We start from the raw sequence: 19,672 nt of genomic DNA, 5'->3' as shown, positions 1-19,672 counted from the left end.
TGCTCGACTGGCTTTTGGAGTCCCGGAGCTGACCGTTATCACTGAACGTGAAAAACATGGCTACTTCCAAATGGTATAATTTTCGCTTTGATTGGTTTGTTTTATTGCCGGAGTAATAGAGGGTTGTCAATAATTTTTCTGACGAAGCTGCAGCAATTCCGCGGGAAGAAAGCTGGTAGATGCAATGCTGGAAGAAAAAGAAAGCTGTTCTGTGGTTGTGCCCGTTTTTAACGAGGAAGAAAACATTATGCCCCTGAGCCGAAAATTGAAAGAAGTTTTTCAGGAAAATGATCTGCCCTTCGAGATTATTTTTGTGGACGACGCGAGTTCCGATGGGACTCTTGCCATTCTGCGCGAAGTCAGCCGCGAATTTCCCTCGGTGCGTTATATTTCCTTGTCCAGAAACTTCGGCCATCAAACCGCCATAAGAACCGGCCTGGCCTTCGCCCGGAACCGTTGTGTCGTTACGATGGACGGAGACTTTCAACACCCTCCGGAGTTCATTCCCATCATGCTCGATCTCTGGCGCAAAGGGTACGACATCGTGAACGCCAGACGCCGCTATTCTCCCGACACCGGATATTTCAAGAAGCTGACTTCCCGCCTCTTCCGCAAGCTGAACAATGCCCTTGCGGAGGTCGAGCTGGAGGACGGCGTCGCGGATTTCCGTCTGATGGACAGAAAGGTCGTTGACATCATCAACGGCATGACCGAAGAAAATTTATTCATCCGCGGAATCGTGGCATGGTTGGGTTTTCATTCCCTGTCGGTCGACTACGAGCAGCCCGAAAGAGTGCATGGCGTCTCGAAATATACGCTGAAAAAAATGTTCTCACTCGCTCTTTCCGGTATCACATCTTTCAGCGTGAAGCCCCTAAGACTGGCGCTCGCGTTTGGCTGCGCCTTTTCGGGCCTGGCCTTTCTGTACGGTGTTTACGCCATTTATGTTTACTTTATGGGGCGCGCCATTTCAGGCTGGGCCTCCCTTCTTGTGAGTACCCTCTTCCTGGGTGGCATTCAGCTGACCTGTCTGGGAATTATCGGCGAATATCTGGCGAAGGTTCATATGCAGGTCAAAAACCGACCTGCTTTTGTGATAAAGGAGTTTTCCTGCGACCATGGACAAGATAGAAAAACAAGTTGAACATTTCGATGAAATAGCGGAAATATACCATAACGCCCGACGAAACCCAAATCTGATCGCTCTGAAACGTAAAATCTGGGCTTCAGCCTTCAGGAAATTCGACTTATGGAACCTGAATCAAAAGGAGAGCAAACTCAAAGTCTGCGAGGCCATGTGTGGATTCGGCGATGGGTATGAGATCCTGAAATGGTATTTACCTCTGGATTTCAGCTACAGCGGATTCGACTACTCCCGTGAAATGATTGGATATGCGTCGAAAAACTATCCGTCGGGCCATTTTCACGTCCAGAACGTGCTGGATTTCGGGAGCGATGAATCTTACGATCTGATTATTTTAATCGGAGGACTGCATCACGTTCACGCCTCGGCCGAACAGGCGATGCGTCAGTTGAGCGGCACGATACGCCCTGGGGGAATATTCATCAACTTCGAGCCCACGAACAACAATATCCTGCTCCGATGGATTCGTGAACGCATATACAGAAAGAACAAAATTTTCGATGAGAATACAGAAATGGCGTTCCAAACCCATCAACTGCATGAAATAGCCTGCAGGTGCGGTTTTGAGATCGTCGATGAGCTCTATCCGGGACTGCTGGCCTATGTGATGTGGTATAACCCTGACGCGTTTCCACTGCTGAACGTCGGCTCCCCCCGCATCGTGTCCGCATTGTCCGGCCTGGAGAGCTTTTTGTGGCGAACATCTTTTGCCAGATACTTTTCTTTTGCCACTCTAACTGTATATAGAAAAAGGTGATGTTTTTGCAGCGCAGGTATGTCTGGCTTTTCGGCCTGTTCGTATCCCTTCTCCTGCTGTGTCCTCTCTGGTGGGGAAAGTTCTGGATCATTGACGATCACGAAATTGTTGCACTGTCCTCTGCCATGGCACAGGAAAATAAAAATGCCTTACATTCCTTCCGCTCAGCTCTGGCCGAGACGGAAGCAGGTCACTGGGGGCAGAGTGGACGCTACCGTCCCGTGTATTATTTTCTTCGCGTACTGAAAATCCATTTGCTGGGCATGAATGCAAGAGCCTGGTTCATTGGCAATTTCCTGGTCTTTTTTCTGTCGATCGTCTTCGTCGGTCTGTCGATACGTTTTTTTTATCCCTGGCCTTTTGTGCCAACCGGTATGTTGCTGTTCGCCGCCCTGCCCTGCTATGTGGATATGTGGGGAAGGCTCGGACCGGCGGAAATCGACGCCTGCCTTTGGACGGCGCTCTTTATTTACGGGTTCGCCCGCTATGCGAAAGGGTTCCGTTTCGCATGGCCGATCATGTGCGCTGCCGCCTTCATGGCCGTCGGCTGCAAGGAGAATTTCGTTTTGCTGCTGCTGCCGCTCTCCGTCCTGCTTGTGCGCGATATTTGGCGGAAGGAAGTCAAACCTTCTCAGGTTGTGCTTTTTCTTTGTCCTTTCGCGATGGCCTGTACGGTGTGGCTGTCCATCGCTCTCTGGGCGTCCGGCATGACCCAGGCTGTGGACATGTATGGGCAGTCGTTGTCTTTGTTTGCCAGAGCGAAGGTTGTTTTCAGCTTCTTTTACGAAGGCCAGCGCGCCGCCGTCATTGTGACGGCTTTTCTCCTTTTGTACGCTTTTTATTGCCTGGCCGGAGACAGAATAGAGGGAACATCTCGCGCATTTACCGCCATGCTGGTTTTATCGGTCTGCATTTTGGGCAATTACGTGTTTCATAACGGCGAAACCTCTTTATTCCTCCGCTATGCCTATATGGAACAGCTGTTCATCGTCGCTCTTTTCTTCGCCGCTCTGTACCCTCTGAGGCAAATGCTGACCGACGCCTGGACGCGAAGCGCGGTTTACAGACGCCGCTTCCGCCTTTTCTGCGGTGTTTTGTGTTTCGCAGGCGTCCTGTCGATCGCGGCGCTCATCCGGGTCAACGGCTTTCGGGCGCGCCGCACGATCGAATTCGACGAATTTCTCAGCCGACTGAGGGCGTATGACAACGTGCAGATCATCAACCTGGGAAATCCGATATCTTCTTATGAACCTTATTACAGCCTGAAACGGTTTGCCGAGGCCGGGCTGATCCCCGAAGTGCGTTATTTCCCCGTTTGGGGAATCGCGGACAGCGCGCTTGCCGTGACTTTGGAAAAACAGTTGAAGGAGGAAGCGCAGCGCGATCCTGCCCCCCCTCTGACGCCCCAAACGGCGCTCGCCGAGTTCAGCCTGACGAACGGATGGTTCCGCCTCATCGAACACGCGGCCCCGCGCCGGGAGATCGAACAGACGATTCTCATCAGCGGCTGGCGGGAAAAGGTGGGACTCTGGCAAAAATTTTTTGGGATAACCTCGACCGGGAAAGGACGACGTTCCGCAGGGGAGGTCATGAAGCTGGCCCTGCCGGCAGAAACGATTCAACCTTACAGGCTTGTTATCGACGCCGTTCCCTTCGACGCTTCGGACTCGCGGAGCGAAGCCGTTTTTTACCTGAACGGGACGGAGGTCAAAAGGACAAAACTGCGGGACTATAAAGATGGCTTTGCGTTCGAAGTCACGGAAGACGTCCTTCGGAAATCTCCGCTGCATGAAAACCTCATGCTGCTGGAAACGCGCATTGAAAATTTCGACCCGGCAAAAGCCAACGGGCTGACCTTCTATGCGATCGACGTCCTTCCTCTCCCGTAAGCCGGGGCGGCGCTGAGATTTTCTCTTTCGCCGCCCTGGTTATCGAAATAACGAAATCGAATCTTCCGTATTTCAGTACAAATCCTTCATGGCGATGGCGTCCATGTCGGCGAAGGTCTGGTTTTCACCGCACATGCCCCAGATGAAGGCGTAGGCGCAGGTTCCGACGCCGCTGTGAATGGACCAGCTGGGAGAAATCACCGCCTGCTCGTTGCGGATGATGATGTGCCGCGTTTCTCCGGGCTCTCCCATCAGGTGCACGACGAAGCCGTCCTCGGGCAGGTTCACGTAGAGATAGACCTCCATGCGTCGGTCGTGGGTGTGGGAGGGCATGGTGTTCCACACGCAGCCCTCTTCCAGAGCCGTCATTCCCATGGCCAGCTGGCAGGTTTTCACCACGGCCGGATCCAGATATTTATTGATGGTGCGCTCGTTGGCGTCTTTTTTGGAGCCGAGGTGCGCTTTCACGGACATCTCCAGGGTGACGGGCATCGTCGGATACGCGGCGTGGGCGGGGCAGCTCAGGAGGTAAAACTTCGCGTCCTTCCCCTCGAACACCACGTCCTTCGTCCCCATTCCAATGTAGAGCGCGTCGCTTTTGTTCAGTTCCCAGGCCCGTCCGTCGGCCCTGACCGTTCCCTTTCCGCCCAGGTTCAGCACGCCCATTTCCCGGCGTTCGAGAAAATAATCGACCCCCAGCTCCTTCCCCGCGGCCAGGTGCAGCGGGCCGTCGACGGGACAGGCGGAGCCGGCGATCATGCGGTCCACGTGGGAATAAGTCAGAAGAAGCTCGTTGGGTCTGAAAAGTCCTTCAATCAAAAATTCTTCCCTCAGCTGCCGGGTGTCGTAGTGTTTTACGTCTCTGGCGTTGCCAGCGTAGCGTATATCCATCATCGATTCCTCCTGTTTTTATTATTTTCCGCTGCCGCGCCCCAGGGCGATGAGGGACACCGTCCATCGCCTCATGACGGCCATGTCCGAGCCAATCACCCGCAGGGTACGCCCGTCCAGCCGCTCCACTCCCGGAAGAACCGCGGCTCGGTCGCACTGCAGGGAAGTATGAAAAGTCAGACGCAGGTCGAAGGTTCCGTTTCCCGTGTTCAGTTTGGGCGCGACGCCCTCCCGGATGCGCTCCACGGCCAGAGCGGCGGCCTTTCGCAGAACCTGTTCGCTTTCCTCCGGCAGAAGGCAGACGGCGGCCATCCGTCCCCGGGCCTCCTTGACGGAAGCGGTTACCAGGCTGTCTCCCAGCAGCTCTCTGGCCTCGGCGCAGACCGCGGCGTCTCCCGTCACCAGCGCGAGAGGAACGCCCTTTTGAGCGCAAACCGCCGCGTTCAGGCCCGTCTCGCCCATTTCTTTGCCGTTCAGGAAAATGGAGTACACCACCCCGCCGGAAATCGTGTGGTCCAGGATGGCCCGGGCCGTCCCCGCTTTGGCGTGGTAACACACAAAAAAGGCCCCGCTGGCGTTCTCCAGACCCTCCACCATGGACAGGGTTTTTGAAGAGCCGCTCAGGAGGCGCACCCGCGAGTCAAACCCCAGTCCGTCCACGGGGATGTTGATCATGCCGTCGTGGGAATCGTTGACGAGAATCTCGTCGGCCCCCGCATCCAGCGCTCCGGCGACGACGGCCTTCACGTCGTGGGTCTGCATTTTACAGCCAAAAGCGTATTCCTTCTCCTCTGCGTCCGTCTGAACGCCTGCGACAACGCCTGTTGCACCCTCAAGATCCGCACTGATGAAAATTTTCACTTCGACTCACTCTCCGTAATAACAAATTTTTAAATAAAACATTTAAATTAAAAATATCTGAGCTTTACTTTTTAATTATAGAGATAATGTAAAAGCGAGCCTTTTTGCAGCGGCTCGCCTGTTTCACGACAGTGTTTCCCTGACCTCTGACCTCCTGTCGGGATCAGCTTTTGGGCTGTCCCATGCCGAACTTCTTTTTGAAGATCGGGATGAAAAGCGGCGACAGCCAGATCAGGATGACGGTGATTCCCAGGCCGGCGGAGATGGGGCGCTGGAAGAACATCGTCAAATCCCAGTTTGCCTTCAGCATGGAGGTCATGAAGGATCTTTCCAGCAGATTCCCCAGCACCAGAGAAAGAATGGCCGGCGCCACGGGGATTCCGTTGACGTCCATAAAGTAGGCGACGACTCCGAAAGCCAGCATCACCCCCACGTCGAAGCGGGAGTTGTTGATGGCGAAAGCTCCCACGATGCAGAAGAGCAGGATGACAGGATAGAGCATGTTCCGCGGGACCATGAGGATTTTCGTGGCGGCCTTGATGACGGCCCAGCCGAAGATCAGGAGCAGGATGTTGGCCAGAACGAAGAGAATGTACACGGCCAGGATGATCTCCGGGCTTCGCTGGAAGATGTTGGGTCCCGGCTGAAGGTTTTTCATGTAGAGCACGCCGATGAGGATGGCCGTGATGGAGTCTCCGGGAATGCCGAAAACCAGCGCCGGCACCCAGGCCCCCGCCAGAGCGGCGTTGTTGGCCGTGCTGGAGCTGACGACGCCCTCGATATACCCGGTTCCATACAGTTCAGGGGTTTTGGAGCAGCGCTTGGAGACGCCGTAGGACACCCAGGCCGCAATGTCAGACCCCGCCCCGGGAAGAATGCCGATGGCCGTGCCGATGATGCCGGACCGGATGATGTTTCCCCAGTAACGGCGCAGGGGTCCCGTCACGCCCTTGAAGATGGAGCTCGTCTGAACGATGAAGGGGGCCACGTTGGAGTCCTGCACCAGCACGTTGCGGAAAATTTCCGCAACTCCGAACATGCCGATCATGACCGGGATGAAGGAAAAACCGTCCAACAGGTCCGACACGCCGAAGGTGAAACGGGGAAATCCCACGGCGATGTCCAGCCCCACGCAGTTGAAGGCCAGCCCGATCAAAAGCGACATAAGAGATTTACTGACGGACCCCGAGGCCACCATAACCCCGCAGGAAAGCCCCATGAAGGCCAGCCAGAAATATTCATAAGAGGAAAACTTGAGCGCGATTTCCGCCAGCATCGGCGCCAGCGCCACAAGGATGCAGGTACCGATGATTCCGCCGATGACCGACACCGTCAGGGCCGTCCCCAGCGTATGGGAAGCCTCGCCCTTTTTGGTCAGGTTGTAGGTGTCCTCCACGTAGGCGGCGGAGGAGGGCGTACCGGGGATGTGAATCAGGGTCGCCGGAATGTCGCCGGCGAAGATGGCCATTGCCGACATGGAGACCACGGCGGCCAGAGAGGGCAGAGGATCCATGAAAAAGGTGACGGGAACCAGAAGCGCCATGGCCATGGTGGCCGTCAGACCGGGCATCGCTCCCACGAAAAGGCCGTAAATGGCGGCGAGAACGACGACAAACCAGATATAGGGATCCTTCAGCAGACTTAACGCGTGGGTCAGATTGGCGAGTGTAAAAAACATAATCGATTCCCCCGTCCTAGAAAGCGAACAGACCGATGGGCAGGGGCACCATCAGCAGTTTGTTGAACAGCATGTAGGCAAACACCGCCGCGCCCGCCGCTATAATGGCGGACAGGAACAGTTTGCCCCTGAGAGCCAGCATGAGAACGTACACAATGCAGAACGCGGTCAGCAGAAAACCCAGATACTCGGAGGCATAGATGTAAAAAACAACCCCGACAAAAACGAGGACGATGTTGCAGACTCCCCTCAGGTTGAACTCCGGCAGACGTCTGACAAGCGGCGCTTTTGACCGAAGTCCCGTCGGAATCTGCACCGCTCCGGCGATCATGAGCAGCACGCCGATCACCGTGGGGAAAAGCTCCGGACCCGGCATTCCACCGCTCATGGTGGGATACGACTGTACATGGATGACTATGCCCAGTCCGAAAAGGATGACGAAGATGCCAATAAGGGCGTCATTGAAACGCATAAACGTACCTCCTTCAGTTTTCGTCGGGACGAAAAACCCCGGATTCGCGGTAAAAAGTGCCCCCGGCCGGAGCCGGGGACATCTTCGGCAGACTTGCTTATTTGGTGAGTCCTGCGGCCTTCATGGCCACTCCGAACTCTTCGTCGGACTTCACTACGAGGGCGCCGAACTCTTTGGACGGCAGGTAGTTGATGCCAAGGCCCCGGGAGTTCATGAAATCGATAAAATCTTTTTCCTTGACTACTTTGGAGACGGTGGCTTCCAGCAGCTTCATGATGTCCCCGGGAACGCCCATGGGGGCGAAGATTCCGCGCCAGGTTCCGGTGGACACGGGGATTCCCAGTTCTTTCAGGGTCGGAACTTCCGGATATTTGGTGGAGCGCACTTCGGACATATAAGCGAGGATCTTCGTCTTGCCGGCATCCACCAGGGCCGCGACCTCCGGAACGGAAACCGTGACCATGTCGATGCCGCCGGACATGAGTTCCTGCTGGGCCGGAGCCGCGCCTTCACTGGGGATCCAGCGGACGTCGTCGGCCTTGAATCCCGCGGCCGTCAGCCACATGGCCAGAGCCAGATGCCAGCAGCCTCCCGCGGCGGTTCCCGAGGCGGTCAGTTTGCCGGGATTGGCTTTGATCGCGGCCTCCAGAGCCTTGTAGTCCGCCCAGGGGCCGTCCGTCCGGACGGTGATGGCGGCCAGGTCCAGGTTGACGCCGGCCACGGGGTTGAAGTCCTTCGCCGTGAAGTCGGTCAGCCCCATCCAGTGAAGCATGGCCAGCTCCGCCGACCCGATGCCGATGGTGTATCCATCCGGCTTCGCGGAGATAATTGCCTGATGTCCGATGACGCCGTTGCCCCCGGTGCGGTTGACCACGTTCACCGGTACGCCCAGTTCCTTCTGCATCAGCGTGGCGACGATTCTGGCCACCGCGTCCGTTCCGCCGCCTGCCTGCCAGGGGCAGATGAGCGTGATGGGCTGCTCGGGATAAGCCGCCCAGGCCGCACCCGCTCCCAGAACACACGCACAAACCACTGCTGCCAATAACAACTTCCTCATGACACACTACCTCCTCTGATTGATTGAGTGACTGCAAAACAGAAAACGCGTGATTCTTCCTCTTTGTAGTTTCCAAGTTTTGTAGCTTCCAGGTTTTGTAGCGTCCACTTTGTAACGTCCATTTAGAGGCAGGGTCTTTCATGCTTATTATATTACACCATTAAGTCGATTTCATGGCAAATTGAGGCTGAAAGCCTGAGCCGGAACGACTTTGCGGCGTTTCCCTCTCTGGTTCGGCCCTTGTGCGTTTGTACCGTCTCACCGCCTGTGATATGATATTTCACCGGTCACCCTGGATGAGCGTGAACGATTTGTGTGTTTACGATTTGTTAATTTATATGAAAGTTGCAGTACGCAATAAAAATAAAATGAAAGGGTGAAGTGTGTTATGAGAAAATGTTTTCTGATCATCGCTTTGGTAATGCTTTCCCTTCTTCAGATTCCCGCTCTTCAGGCCCCCGCGCTGGCCGCGGCTCCAGCGGCTCAACCGGCTGTGACGATTCAGCTGGGACATGGCAACAACCCTGGCTCACCCATCGACCTCGGCGTTCACAAATGGGCCGACCTGCTGTTTGAAAAGAGCGGCGGCACCATGAAAATGGACGTCTATCCCTCCGAGCAGCTGGGCTCCACACCGCAGCTGATGGATCAGATGATCGCCGGCGACTCCATTATCGTGCTGGCGGACGGGGCTTATTATTACGATCGGGGCGCCAAAGAAATGGGCATCCTGTTCGCGCCCTACCTTTTCGACACCTGGGAGCAGTGCTGGAAGCTGATCGCCAGCGACTGGTACAAGGAGCAGGTGGACAGAATGGCCTCCGAAAACGGCCTGCAGATCCTGACCTCCAACTGGATTTACGGCGAGCGCCATACGCTTACCATCTTCCCGGTCAACTCCGTGGCCGACCTGAAGGGCAAGAAGATTCGCGTCCCCAACAACACCATCCAGATCAAGGGCTTCGAGGTTCTGGGCGCGGCCCCCACCCCCATGAATCTGGGCGACGTTTACACGGCGCTTCATCAGGGAACCATCGACGGCCTGGAAAATCCCGTCCCCGTTCTGGAGAACGGCAACTTCCAGGAAGTGGCCAAACATCTCATTCTGGACGGTCACGTGCGCAACTTCACCACATGGATCTGCGGCTCCATTTTCTTCTCCACCCTTACCCCCCAGCAGCAGCAGTGGCTGATCGACAGCGGCAACGAGGCCGGCGCCTACAACAACAAACTTCAGAACGAGATGCTGGGAGCCAGTCTCCAGCGCCTGAAGGATCAGGGCGTCACCGTCGTGGAGCCCTCCGCGGAGGTTATGGCGGGGTTCCGCAAGGCCGCCGAGGCCTTCTATAAGCAGCCTGAGTTTGCGGGCCAGTGGGATGGCCTCTACGAGCGCATCCAGGCGATCATCAGCAAATAAAATCCCGCAGCGGACTGAGAGTGTAGATTCTTGAACAGGAAAGTCGTGAAAGTCCTGAAAAATCTGGACCTGATCATCGCCGGCATCGCCATGGGCGTGCTGGTGGTCGTCACTTTTTTCGGCGTCGTTATGCGTTACTGCTTCGTCAAGCCCTTTGTCTGGCAGGAAGAGGTTCAGGCAATCTGCTTCGTGTGGATCACTTTTATGGCGGGAGGGGCCGCCTTTCGCGCCGGAAGTCACGTGGCCATCGACGTTCTGGTGGATCTGTTCCCCCCGAAAGTGAAAAAGGTCTTCGACGTGCTGATTTATCTGGCGGTGGTGGTGGTGCTGACCTATCTGATGGTTCAGAGCTGCGTTCTGATCAGACAGCTGTACAGGAGCCACCGCATCACCAGCATTCTGCATATTTCCTACCCTCTGATTTACTCCGCTGTGCCGATCGGGTGCGTCCTCATGGTCTTCAACTACACCCTTCAGACCTGGAAATCGCTGAAACAGCCCCTGACAAAGGAGGGTAACGCCCAGTGACGCAGAATGTCATCGGAATTTGCAGTATAACTCTGTTGATTCTCCTTTTTATGAAAGTGCCGGTGTTTGTCTCGGTGCTGGGGGCTTCCGGGGTTTACTTCTATTTGTCCCCCACCGCCAACGCCCAGATTTTTGCCCAGCGCGTTCTGGCCGGGTGCGAGAGCATTCCCCTCCTGGCCATCGTCTTTTTTGTCTGCGCCGGCATCTTTATGAACTACTCCGGCGTCACCCAGCGGGTGCTGGACTTTTGCGAAGTGCTCACCGGCCGGATGACCGGCGGCCTCGCTCAGGTCAACGTGCTGCTGTCCACCCTGATGGGAGGGCTGTCCGGCTCCAACCTGGCCGACGCGGCCATGGAGGCCAAAATGCTGGTCCCCACCATGGTGAAAAAGGGCTTTTCTCTGGAGTTCTCCGCGGTGGTCACTGCGACCTCCGCCATGATCACCCCTCTGATTCCGCCGGGCATCGCCCTGATTATCTACGGCTGCGTCGCCAACGTGTCCATCGGCAAGCTGTTTATCGCCGGCATAGGCCCAGGGGTTCTTCTGTGCATCAGCCTGATGATTCTGGTCTCCGTCATCTCCAGAAAACGGGGGTACCTCCCTCTGCGAACCACCCGGGTGAGCGTCAGGGAGTTTTGGACGGCCCTGAAAAGCGCCGCTTTGCCTCTGTGTCTGCCCATTATCATCATCGGCGGCATCCGGCTCGGCGTTTTTACCGCAACCGAAGCGGGAGCCGTCGCCATCGTTTACTCGCTGTTTTTGGGCATCCTTTACAAAGAGCTGACCTGGAAGGGTCTGATTCAGGGAATTAAGGAAACCGTGACGACGACGGCCTCCATCATGCTCATCGTGGGGGCGGCGTCCGCTTTCGCCTGGATTCTGACCAAGGAGCGGGTTCCTCAGAAAATCACCGAATTTCTGGTGACCATCATCTCCAACAAGTACGTGTTTCTGATGGTGGTCAACGTGTTTCTGCTGATCGTGGGGATGTTCATAGAGGGCAACGCGGCCATGCTCGTCCTTGTCCCGATTCTGGCCCCCGTGGCTCAGGCCTTCGGGCTGGACAAAATTCACTTCGGCATGGTTTTTATATTCAACATGGCCATCGGCTGTCTTTCGCCCCCTATGGGTACGCTGATGTTCGTCACCTGCGGCATTACCGGCTGCAGGATACGAAGTTTCATAAGGGAAGCCGTGCCTTTTTACATCCTGCTGATCGTTTGTCTGCTGCTGCTTACGTTTGTTCCCTTCTTCTCCACAGGTCTTGTCAGCCTGATTTACTGAATTTAACGATGTACCGCGCAGGCCGCCCGCGAGGGCGGCTTTTTTCGTCGTATATTTTTCATCGTATAATAGAAGCAGATAAATGCAGGAAGTGGTGAGTGGATTGGCGATGGAGATGACCGTATTGTTTTCGATCCTGGCCTGCGGGTATCTGGTTGGCAGGTTCGAACTGGCCGGTCTGAGGCTTGGTTCTTCGGGAGTTTTGCTGGTGGGGCTGGTGTTTGGACACTACGGTTTTACGGTGTCGCCGCTTCTGCAAAATCTGGGGCTGGCCTGTTTTGTGGGGTCTGTGGGACTGATGGCGGGGCCCGCCTTTGTGCAGAATTTGAAAAAACAGGCGATGGCTTACATTTTTCTCGGAGGGTTCATCATCGTGATCGGGGCTCTGACCACCGTTCTGGCGATGAAGGGGTTCCACATTCCAAAGGCCCTCGCGGTGGGGGTGATGACCGGCGCTCTGACCAGCACGCCCGGCCTTGCGGCGGCGCTGGAGACCACGGGAGACGCGATGGCCTCCACCGGCTACGGGATAGCGTATCCCTTCGGCGTGGTGGGGGTGGTGCTGTTCGTGCAGCTCATGCCACGGCTGACCCGCAGCGACGTGGCGGCGGCCGCGGCGGCGCTGGACAGGGCGGCTGAGGAATCCGCGAAAAAAATTCCGGAAAATCTGGTGGTGGTGGACTCGCTGGGGCTTTGTCCCTTCGCGGTTTCCATTATTTTGGGGCTTCTCATCGGACAGGCGCGCGTTCCCATGCCCGGAGGCGGGGCGTTCAGCCTCGGGACCTCCGGCGGTCCTCTGCTCAGCGGGCTTCTGGTGGGGGCGTGGGGAAGGGTCTGGAGGTTTTCCTGTCGGGTTCCCGGGACCACCCTGAACGTTCTTCGGGAGGTGGGCCTGATTCTTTTCCTGGCGGCGGCAGGGACCTCGGCGGGGAGGGGTTTTCTGGAGGTAGCCGCTCAGTACGGCTGGAGCCTTTTTTTCACCGGCGCTCTGATTACGCTGCTTCCCATGCTGCTCGCTTATTTCATCGCGCGCTGTTTTCTCGGGTTCTCCGAGCTGGACGCGCTGAGCTCAATTTGCGGCGGGATGACCAGCACGCCGGGACTTGGGGCCCTGATCGGAGTCGCGAAAAGCACCGGCGTCGCCACCGCCTACGCGGCGACCTACCCTTCGGCCCTGCTGCTGATCGTCTTTGCGGCTCAGCTTCTTGCCGCGCTGTAAAGCTGTAAGATCGGAAGGAAGCCGGACATGGCCTATAAGGTTCTGCTGCTGAAACAGGACGGTTACAACCAAAAAAGCATCGACTCCGCCGTAGAAAATATCTTCGCTCATTTTGGAGGAGTCGAAACATTTGTGACGCCGGGAGCCGAGGTACTTCTGAAGGTCAACCTCGTTTCGGGCTGCGCTCCGGACCGGCGGGTGACGACGGATCCCTCCGTGGTCCGGGCGGTGGCCCGCGTCGTTCTGGAGGCGGGAGGACATCCCGTGATTGCCGACAGCCCGGGGATCGACAACTTCGAACGGGCGGCGCGAAAGGCGGGCCTGATGGACTTGGCCCGGGATCTGGGCGTGCCCTGCGTGGAGCTGACGGACCCCGTCCCCCTTCCTCCCGCCCCCGGCGCGGCCTTTCACAAAATCGAGGTTTCCCGCCGGATACTGGAGAGCGACTGCGTCGTCAATTTGCCCAAGATGAAAACTCACGCTCAGATGCTCCTGACCCTGGGGGTCAAAAATTTATTTGGCTGCGTCGTGGGCCGGCGCAAGGCGGAATGGCACTACAGCGTCGGGCTGAAGCGGGATTTGTTCGCCGCTCTGCTGCTGGACCTGTGGGCGGGCGTTTCCCGGCTCCGCGCCCCCCGGTTCCTGACGATCCTGGACGGGGTGATCGGGATGGACGGACAGGGCCCCACCAACGGAAAGCCATTTCCCTTCGGCGTGCTGGGCGGGGCGCGGGACGCCCTGACGATGGATTTCTGGCTCTGTCGGATGCTGGGACTTCCCCTGGAGGACTACCCGCTCTGGCAGGCCGCTCTTGCGCGGAACATGGAGCAGTGCGCCCTGGATGAGAGGGACCTCTCCGGCGATTTTCCCCTGGACCACGTCTGGAGCGGGGTGAATATCCCCCGTCTGGACAGGCTGAGCGTCATTCCCGGCCTTGAACGGCTTCCTTTCGGCAGAGCTCTGGAGCAGGCCCTGACCTCCCGCCCGGTCCATCGTCCGGACCGCTGCGCCGGCTGCGGCAAATGCGCGGAGATCTGCCCGGCCGGGGCCATTGTCCTCCGGGAAAAGAAACTGACCTTCAACTACAAAAAATGTATCCGCTGTTACTGCTGCCATGAGATGTGTCCGGTCAACGCCATTGAGTTTCGGGACGGGCTGATGATGAAAGTCATGAAATTTTTCGGGAAATGACCGCCGCCGATAAAAATTTCCTTTCTAATTTCCTTTCTGTCCCAGGAAAGAGTACAATATTTCCTGTGTCCAAATAGCATCACATTCGGAAGGGATTGCGGGTCAATGTCGCTGCGTGTGAAAACTCTTGTTTTGATTGTGACGGTTTTTTCCGCCAGTATGCTCATTATGAATATTATGTTCCGTGAGATGACCCTGCAGGAGTTCGCGGAGGTCGAGGTGGACTATATCCAGCGGGGTGTGGAGCGCCTCAACGCCTGTTTCGACTACGAAAACGCCGTTTTTCGGCTTAACGCGAGTTTGTGGGGTCATCGCGGGGATATTTACGAATATATGGATCACCGCAGTTTCGCTCAAATCAGCGAGATCATAAACCCGGAGATCCTCCGGCTTTCGGGCACGAATTTTTTCATGCTTCTGGACCCCTCCGGCAACGTGGTGTTCGAAATGACGCTGGACAGGGAGGGGCAGGAGCGCCCCCTGACCTGGGAGGAAAGGAGGTCCGCCGCGCGGCTTGTCCCCCGTCTGAAAGATCTGGTTCAGGACGGCGAAAAGGCGGGGCTCTTCGTGCTGGGCCGGGAAAGTTATGAAATCGGAATCAGCGTTATCGCTCCGTCTCCCGAGGCCCCCTCGCGGGGGTACTGCATCGTGGGAACCCGCTCGGAGGAGAGGACGGAGACCATCGCGGCCGCTTTTCAGGGGACGCTCACCGTGTATCACCTGGAGGGACAGCAGGACTATCCGCCCGAACTCAAACAGTCTCTGGCCGGTGTGGCCGCCTCCAAAGAGCCCTTTCTCTTCGACCGGGAGGAGAACGTCCTGAAGGTGTGGGTTCCCCAGGAGGACGTTCTGGGGGCGCAGGCGATGGTGACGCTGTTTGAGCTGTCCAGAACCGTGTACATGCGGGGTCTGACGGGGGTCACCCGGGCCAACGAGATGATGATCTTCATGGGACTTGTCGCGCTGGCCACGGTGACGTTCACTTTGCACCACACCCTGTTGAAGCGCATGGTCCGCCTTCGCGAGGCCGCTGTGAAAATCACGACTCACGCCATGGGCCGGGTTCGCCTTCCCGTGGAGGGCAACGATGAGCTCAGCGACCTGGAAAGAGCCCTCAACGCCTCTGTTTCCGCCGTGGAGGACATTTTCGACAACGTGCCCTTCCCCGTGATTCTCATGGACAGGGAAGGGCGTATCGTGGCGGCCAATCGCCAGACCTCCCTTCTCCTGAATATGACGCAGGAGGCCCTGTCCAGGGCGAACATTCGGGATATTGCCCGACTTCCGGAGCAAATGGAGGCTCTGCTGGAAACCCTGCCGGAGGGCGGAAGCGGAGAGAATAAAGCGGGCGCCGTGTTCGAAATTCTTCTGCAGGCCGAAGGAGGGGCTTTCATTCCGGCGGATGCCTGTATCGGGGCCTTCCAGTACGGCTCCCAGCAGCTCAGGCTCTTCGTGGCTCAGGATTTGCGCCAGCGCAAGGCCGCGGAGGAGTCCAACCGGGTGAAAAGCGCCTTCCTCGCCCATATCAGTCACGAAATTCGCACGCCCATGAACGCCATCATCGGAATGAGCGAGCTTCTCATGCTGTCGAAACTGCCTCACAAAGAGGCCCTGTGCGTGATGAACATCCGCAACGCCGCCAAATCCCTGCTGGCCATCATCAACGACGTTCTGGATTTCAGCCGGATCGAGTCCAACAAGCTGGAAATCGTGGTTATCGATTACGATTTTCTCCAGATGATCAACGACGTCATCAGTATAATCTTTATGCGCGCCTCCGAAAAGGGCGTGAGGTTCCTGGTGGACCTGGCTCCGGATATCCCCGCGGTCATGAAGGGGGACGAGGTCCGTCTGAAACAAATTTTACTGAACCTTCTCAGCAATGCCGTTAAATTCACGGAAAAGGGAATGGTGCGCCTTTCCATTCGCTGTGAACACGGGGATCCCTTCGGCGGGCGGGACGACCTGGCGGTGCTTCGGGTGGATGTTTCGGACACGGGAATGGGCATTCGGGCGGAGAACCTGTCCCACCTCTTTTCCGTTTTTTCGCGCCTGGACCTTCAGCATACGCAAAAAACTGAGGGGACGGGGCTGGGCCTGGCGATCACCCATCGGCTGGTTGAAATGATGGGGGGAACCCTTCGGGTGGAAAGCGAGTTTGGCAGGGGCAGCACGTTCCGTTTTTCCCTGCCCCAGATCGCGGTTTCCCCGCAGGGCCTTGCCGGAATCCAGGAGCCGGAATCGAAAAAAGTTCTGCTTTACGACGGCATCGACGAGGAGCGGTCTCTGATCCTGAAGATGCTGGATGAACTGGAGATCGAACGCGTTTCCTGCGACAGCGTGGAGGAGTTTCTGACCAGACGCGCCGCCGGCGAGGAGGAGGGCTCTCCCTTCACTCACGCGATTTTCGCCATCGATCGATCCGAGCAGTTCGCCACCTTCAAAAGCGCCGGCGACTGCCGCGGCTGCCCCGTCTTTCTGCTGACCAGCATGAGCGTAGCGGTCCTGAACTCCATTCCGCCGGGGGTCATCTCCGTTTTCAGGCCCGTCACGATTATTTCTCTGGAGCGCATCCTGAATGGAAGCTACGCCGACGTGTCTTCTCCGGCTCCGACCTCCCCGCGTTCCGTGATATTCAAGACCCACGACGTTCGGGTTCTGGTGGTGGACGACAATCAGGTCAACCTCGACGTGGCGGTGGGCCTTCTGAAGCATTACGGAATCGCCGCCGATCAGGCCCTGTCGGGCAGAGAGGCCCTGAACCGGCTGGCGGAGGAGGACTACGACATCGTGTTTATGGACCACATGATGCCCGATATGGACGGGGTGGAAACGACGCGGGCCATTCGGGCTATGGGCGGAAAATATGAGAAAATAACGATTATCGCACTTTCCGCCAACGCCGTTTTTGGGATGTCGGAGGTCTTTCTGGCCGCCGGAATGAACGATTTTCTGAGCAAGCCCATCATCATGCAGCAGCTTTCGGCTGTTCTGCGGCGGTGGCTGCCGGCCGGAAAAATCTCTCCGGAGGACGAGGTGGAGTACCTTCCCGCGGTCTCGGAGGCGGAAGAGGCGGTTTCACCGGACGACCCGCTCTTCCCTCTGGGAGGCGTGGCGGGAATCGACCTTTCTCTGGGACTTTCCCGCACCGGCGGGGATCGGGATTTGTATATGACGGTTCTCCGCTCTTTCCTGGACGTCCTCGGAGACAAGGAAGACCTGATCGCGGCCTCTCTGGCGGACAGCCGCTACGGAGAGGAGGGGCAGGACAACTCCGTCGCGGAACATCGCGAGCGCTACCGGATCGAGGTTCACGGCCTGAAAAGCGCTCTGGCCAATATCGGCGCCATGCCCCTTTCCGACGCGGCCAGAACGCTGGAACAGGCGGCCATCGGCGAAGACGGGCAAAAAGTGATGGCTTTGACTCCGACTTTCCTGACGAACCTCCATGAGCTGGGAAAGCGGCTGAAACTGGCCCTTGGCATTCAGGAGGTGTCCGAGGGAGAGATGACCCATCCGTCCAGAGACGACGATCTTCCCGCCCATTTGCGCTATCTGATGCGGCTGATCGAGTCCTGGGAAGGAGACACCGCCCTGGAAACGATACGGGATCCGGTTTTCGAATCCATCGCGGAGGATTTGCGAGAGGTGGAAGAATGTCTGACGGCGCTGAATTACGACGGCGCGCTGCAGCGAATCCGGGAACTGGCCGAGAATGAAACGATGAAAACGATGTGAGTTCCGAAAAAAATGTATAAAGGAAACCGCTGTTCTCTGCAAAACATTTTACATATATATTGAAGACGGGAATGAAGGCTATGGACGATAAAATGGAAAACAAAACAGAAAATACGGCGGGAATTATCACGAAAGGCCAGGAAGAAAGCCTTCCGGACGGAAAGACGGAGAGCAAAAGGAAGGTTCTGATCGTCGACGACGACATCACCAGCCTGAGAGTTCTCCAGTCGGTCCTCAAGGGGATTTACGACACTGCCCCTGCCCGGTCGGGTGAACAGGCCCTGACGTATCTTCAGCGTTTTACCCCGGACATCATTCTGCTGGACATCGACATGCCCGTCATGAACGGCTATGAGGTCATGGGACGTCTCAGGGCCGATCCCCGATGGAAGGATATTCCCGTCATCTTTCTGACCGGTCGGGAAGGTGTGGAAAGCGAAGTTCGGGGGCTTTCGATGGGCGCCGTGGACTACATGCAGAAGCCCATCAACGAGGAGCTGGTTCTGGCGCGGCTGAACACCCATCTGGAACTGGAGATGTACCGCAAGAGGCTTTCCGACCTGGTGGACCAGAAAACCAGAGATTTGGCGCAAAAGAACGCCATTCTGGAGCACATCCAGGAGATTATCATCGTGATGATGGCCCACGCGACGGAGTACCGGGACCAGGTCACGGGCGGGCACATCCGCCGTACGCGTGAATACGTCGATCTTCTGCTGTCGCACATTCCCGACATCGACCCCGGCCACGCTCTCGACCCGGATTACATCAAAACCATCGCCATCGCCTCGCAGCTGCACGACATCGGAAAGGTCGCCATTCCCGACGCGGTTCTGCTGAAACCGGGCAAACTCACCGACGAAGAATGGAAAATCATGCGGACGCACCCGGTGCACGGAGCGGATATTCTGACCGACGCGGCCTCAGAGCTGGGCTCGAAGTCCCTCCTTGACGCCGCCCGTGAAATTGCGCTGGCCCACCACGAAAAGTGGGACGGCACGGGTTATCCCTATGGATTGAAGGGCGAGGCCATCCCCCTCTCGGCCCGCGCCACCGCCGTGGCGGACGTTTACGACGCGCTGCGGGACAAGCGCCCCTACAAGGACGGCCTCGACCACGAGGGCGCGCGCAAAATCATTCTGGAGGGACGAGGCTCCCACTTCGACCCCACGCTGGTGGACGTCTTTGACCACATCCACCCGGAGTTCGGCAGGCTCTACGATTCCGTCAAAAAATAACAGGAAGACAACAAAAAAAGAGGTCCCGCGTCCCACCGTTCAGGGCGCGGGACCTTCTGTTTCTGCCTATATATTGTCCGTATATGAAGGCGTATTGGAAGAGCATGGTTGAAAGTAAAGTCTTTCGCGCCTTGACAAACCCTCCACTGACGGCCTATCCTTTTCAGTGAAACATAAAGAAAGAGAAGGGATCCTGCACTGACATGGAACGACTCAACGGGGATCTCTCCTTCGAGAGCCTGAGCCCGGAGGCTCGGCGGGAGTATGAGAGACGCAAAAAAGACAATACGCTGCCGAAGGAAATCG

At 57.0% G+C, this 19,672-nt stretch carries 15 protein-coding genes; 10 read left to right on the top strand and 5 right to left on the bottom strand.

The window, feature by feature from the left end; translation table 11 throughout:
• The first annotated feature begins 184 nt into the window (after positions 1-184).
• Genes LBR61_10710 through LBR61_10700 form a run of 3 tightly spaced genes read left to right on the top strand, consistent with a single transcriptional unit; the run spans position 185 to position 3,790 of the window.
• Entirely contained in the window at positions 185-1,144 is a 960-nt protein-coding gene (locus LBR61_10710; GenBank protein ID MDR1732549.1) for a glycosyltransferase family 2 protein, read from the top strand.
• The gene (locus LBR61_10705) at positions 1,119-1,901 is read left to right on the top strand and encodes a class I SAM-dependent methyltransferase (protein MDR1732548.1); all 783 of its coding nucleotides are present in this window, start codon (positions 1,119-1,121) and stop codon (positions 1,899-1,901) included. Before LBR61_10710 ends, LBR61_10705 begins: the two co-directional genes overlap by 26 nt.
• A 5-nt stretch (positions 1,902-1,906) precedes the next feature.
• Positions 1,907-3,790 carry a hypothetical protein gene (locus LBR61_10700; protein ID MDR1732547.1) on the top strand — a complete coding sequence of 628 codons (1,884 nt, stop codon included), beginning with the start codon at positions 1,907-1,909 and terminating at the stop codon, positions 3,788-3,790.
• Between the two features lie 72 nt (positions 3,791-3,862).
• Here LBR61_10700 and kduI read toward each other — a convergent pair whose 3' ends face one another.
• The 5 genes from kduI to LBR61_10675 form a co-directional block, all read right to left on the bottom strand.
• Entirely contained in the window at positions 3,863-4,684 is an 822-nt protein-coding gene (kduI, locus tag LBR61_10695) for a 5-dehydro-4-deoxy-D-glucuronate isomerase (GenBank protein ID MDR1732546.1), read from the bottom strand.
• Positions 4,685-4,702: 18 nt separating this feature from the next.
• Positions 4,703-5,542 (bottom strand): M55 family metallopeptidase, encoded by an 840-nt coding sequence (locus LBR61_10690; GenBank protein MDR1732545.1) that lies wholly within the window; start codon positions 5,540-5,542, stop codon positions 4,703-4,705.
• Positions 5,543-5,705: 163 nt separating this feature from the next.
• The gene (locus tag LBR61_10685; GenBank protein MDR1732544.1) at positions 5,706-7,220 is read right to left on the bottom strand and encodes a tripartite tricarboxylate transporter permease; all 1,515 of its coding nucleotides are present in this window, start codon (positions 7,218-7,220) and stop codon (positions 5,706-5,708) included.
• 16 nt (positions 7,221-7,236) lie between these two features.
• Positions 7,237-7,692, bottom strand: coding sequence for a tripartite tricarboxylate transporter TctB family protein (locus tag LBR61_10680; protein MDR1732543.1), 456 nt, complete (start codon positions 7,690-7,692; stop codon positions 7,237-7,239).
• A 97-nt stretch (positions 7,693-7,789) separates the two neighbouring features.
• Positions 7,790-8,749, bottom strand: a complete 960-nt coding sequence (locus tag LBR61_10675) for a tripartite tricarboxylate transporter substrate binding protein (protein MDR1732542.1) — start codon at positions 8,747-8,749, stop codon at positions 7,790-7,792.
• A gap of 388 nt (positions 8,750-9,137) precedes the next feature.
• On the opposite strand from LBR61_10675, the gene LBR61_10670 reads away from it, so the two are divergent.
• The 7 genes from LBR61_10670 (at position 9,138) to LBR61_10640 (ending at position 19,366) form a co-directional block, all read left to right on the top strand.
• Positions 9,138-10,166, top strand: a complete 1,029-nt coding sequence (locus LBR61_10670; GenBank protein MDR1732541.1) for a C4-dicarboxylate TRAP transporter substrate-binding protein — start codon at positions 9,138-9,140, stop codon at positions 10,164-10,166.
• Positions 10,167-10,196: 30 nt separating this feature from the next.
• Positions 10,197-10,694, top strand: coding sequence for a TRAP transporter small permease (locus LBR61_10665; GenBank protein ID MDR1732540.1), 498 nt, complete (start codon positions 10,197-10,199; stop codon positions 10,692-10,694).
• Positions 10,691-11,980: a TRAP transporter large permease gene (locus LBR61_10660; protein ID MDR1732539.1), complete on the top strand. Its 1,290-nt coding sequence runs from the start codon at positions 10,691-10,693 to the stop codon at positions 11,978-11,980. Before LBR61_10665 ends, LBR61_10660 begins: the two co-directional genes overlap by 4 nt.
• An 82-nt stretch (positions 11,981-12,062) precedes the next feature.
• Positions 12,063-13,199 carry a permease gene (locus LBR61_10655; GenBank protein MDR1732538.1) on the top strand — a complete coding sequence of 379 codons (1,137 nt, stop codon included), beginning with the start codon at positions 12,063-12,065 and terminating at the stop codon, positions 13,197-13,199.
• 27 nt (positions 13,200-13,226) lie between these two features.
• Positions 13,227-14,390, top strand: a complete 1,164-nt coding sequence (locus tag LBR61_10650; protein ID MDR1732537.1) for a DUF362 domain-containing protein — start codon at positions 13,227-13,229, stop codon at positions 14,388-14,390.
• A 105-nt stretch (positions 14,391-14,495) separates the two neighbouring features.
• Positions 14,496-18,128, top strand: a complete 3,633-nt coding sequence (locus LBR61_10645) for a response regulator (GenBank protein ID MDR1732536.1) — start codon at positions 14,496-14,498, stop codon at positions 18,126-18,128.
• Between the two features lie 92 nt (positions 18,129-18,220).
• Positions 18,221-19,366 carry a response regulator gene (locus tag LBR61_10640; GenBank protein MDR1732535.1) on the top strand — a complete coding sequence of 382 codons (1,146 nt, stop codon included), beginning with the start codon at positions 18,221-18,223 and terminating at the stop codon, positions 19,364-19,366.
• Positions 19,367-19,672 lie beyond the last annotated feature (306 nt).

The organism is Synergistaceae bacterium, assembly GCA_031272035.1.
Classification (GTDB): domain Bacteria; phylum Synergistota; class Synergistia; order Synergistales; family Aminobacteriaceae; genus JAISSA01.
Note: the sequence above shows the minus strand (reverse complement) of the source record. Positions and strands in the feature narration are given on the sequence as shown.

Excerpts from the sequence above, each read along its gene's own strand:
- LBR61_10640 (MDR1732535.1), top strand. The coding sequence starts at position 18,221 with ATGGAAAACAAAACAGAAAATACGGCGGGAATTATCACGAAAGGCCAG.
- LBR61_10650 (MDR1732537.1), top strand. The coding sequence starts at position 13,227 with ATGGCCTATAAGGTTCTGCTGCTGAAACAGGACGGTTACAACCAAAAA.
- LBR61_10685 (MDR1732544.1), bottom strand. The coding sequence starts at position 7,220 with ATGTTTTTTACACTCGCCAATCTGACCCACGCGTTAAGTCTGCTGAAG.
- LBR61_10645 (MDR1732536.1), top strand. The coding sequence starts at position 14,496 with ATGTCGCTGCGTGTGAAAACTCTTGTTTTGATTGTGACGGTTTTTTCC.
- kduI (MDR1732546.1), bottom strand. The coding sequence starts at position 4,684 with ATGATGGATATACGCTACGCTGGCAACGCCAGAGACGTAAAACACTAC.
- LBR61_10680 (MDR1732543.1), bottom strand. The coding sequence starts at position 7,692 with ATGCGTTTCAATGACGCCCTTATTGGCATCTTCGTCATCCTTTTCGGA.
- LBR61_10670 (MDR1732541.1), top strand. The coding sequence starts at position 9,138 with ATGAGAAAATGTTTTCTGATCATCGCTTTGGTAATGCTTTCCCTTCTT.
- LBR61_10705 (MDR1732548.1), top strand. The coding sequence starts at position 1,119 with ATGGACAAGATAGAAAAACAAGTTGAACATTTCGATGAAATAGCGGAA.
- LBR61_10675 (MDR1732542.1), bottom strand. The coding sequence starts at position 8,749 with ATGAGGAAGTTGTTATTGGCAGCAGTGGTTTGTGCGTGTGTTCTGGGA.
- LBR61_10655 (MDR1732538.1), top strand. The coding sequence starts at position 12,063 with ATGCAGGAAGTGGTGAGTGGATTGGCGATGGAGATGACCGTATTGTTT.
- LBR61_10710 (MDR1732549.1), top strand. The coding sequence starts at position 185 with ATGCTGGAAGAAAAAGAAAGCTGTTCTGTGGTTGTGCCCGTTTTTAAC.